The organism is Cryobacterium sp. MLB-32 (genome assembly GCF_000738085.1).
Taxonomy (GTDB): domain Bacteria; phylum Actinomycetota; class Actinomycetes; order Actinomycetales; family Microbacteriaceae; genus Cryobacterium.
Genome location: NZ_JPRS01000456.1, coordinates 1 through 965, shown reverse-complemented (window position 1 = coordinate 965; position 965 = coordinate 1). Strand labels below are relative to the sequence as shown.

General features: G+C 60.6%; 1 protein-coding gene. It reads right to left on the bottom strand.

Features of this window, described 5'->3' with window-relative positions; translation table 11 throughout:
* Positions 1 to 148: 148 nt before the first annotated feature.
* Positions 149 to 965, bottom strand: an 817-nt coding sequence (locus tag JF66_RS19345) for a hypothetical protein (protein WP_035880515.1), incomplete at its 5' end; no start/stop codon positions are given.

The following is a 965-nucleotide window of genomic DNA, read 5'->3' as shown; positions in this document are numbered from 1 at the left end:
GACCTATGCTGCCGATAAGGCGATCGTCGATCTGGCCGCGGCGCAATCAGCGATCACCGAGAACAGCGAGTAAACCCGCGTCACCGTTGACGATTACGCCGTCAGCCTGACGATGAAAGCCCCGCCGGAATCCTCCGGCGGGGCTTTTTCAGACCCCGGCATCGTCACGGGAGTTGACGCCGCCACCGTCAAACAACGCGACGGACAACACCTGCCGCCACGTGATGCCGTCGTCTTGATGAAGGAGCATCGTCACAGACTGGATGTGGCCCTCCTCATCGGTCTTGTTGTCGCTGCTGACTGCTGACAAGCGTGACCATTCATTCAGCCCGTCTAACCGACTATGCATCTCGCCCATGACCAGCGGGTCGGCCAGCGGACCGTCGCGGTCACCGAGGACGGCAAGGCCGGGGCGCACCGATCCGATCGACGCACGCCTCCCGCCCCAGTTTTCGGAGTGCCCACCCCATGCAATGTCGAAAAGTGAAATGGCGCCCCCTGGTGTCAAGAGGAGCATGTTGTTCGGCGGGGACTGCGCCTGGAACCATGCTTGGACGTGACCAAACTGAGCAACGTTCGGACTGGACAGATACGGCACCTCGACCGTCACGCCTTTGTCGTGCGTCAATTGAAATGCAGCCCCGACGTAGGGCGTGTCCGCGACACCGTCGATCAGCAATCCGCTGAGGCTGTCACCAAATTCAAGACGTCGCATTCCCATGAACCGATTGTCTCGCAGGGGGGTGACAGTGGGATCGTCGATATTGAGATGCCCGCTGAACGCGTCCGGATGAAATTTTCCGTAGGGGTGTGCAGTGACCCCGGTGAAATCCGTCCTGTTCACGATCGGGGCTTGCTCGCTTCCCCTGAAGAGTTCCGAGGTCGCTCTTGGGCGGCTGGATATGGCTTCGTCTTTGACGGGGTCCTTCGTCGCGCGCACGTCCCGGGTTTGGGTTCTCTTTGCT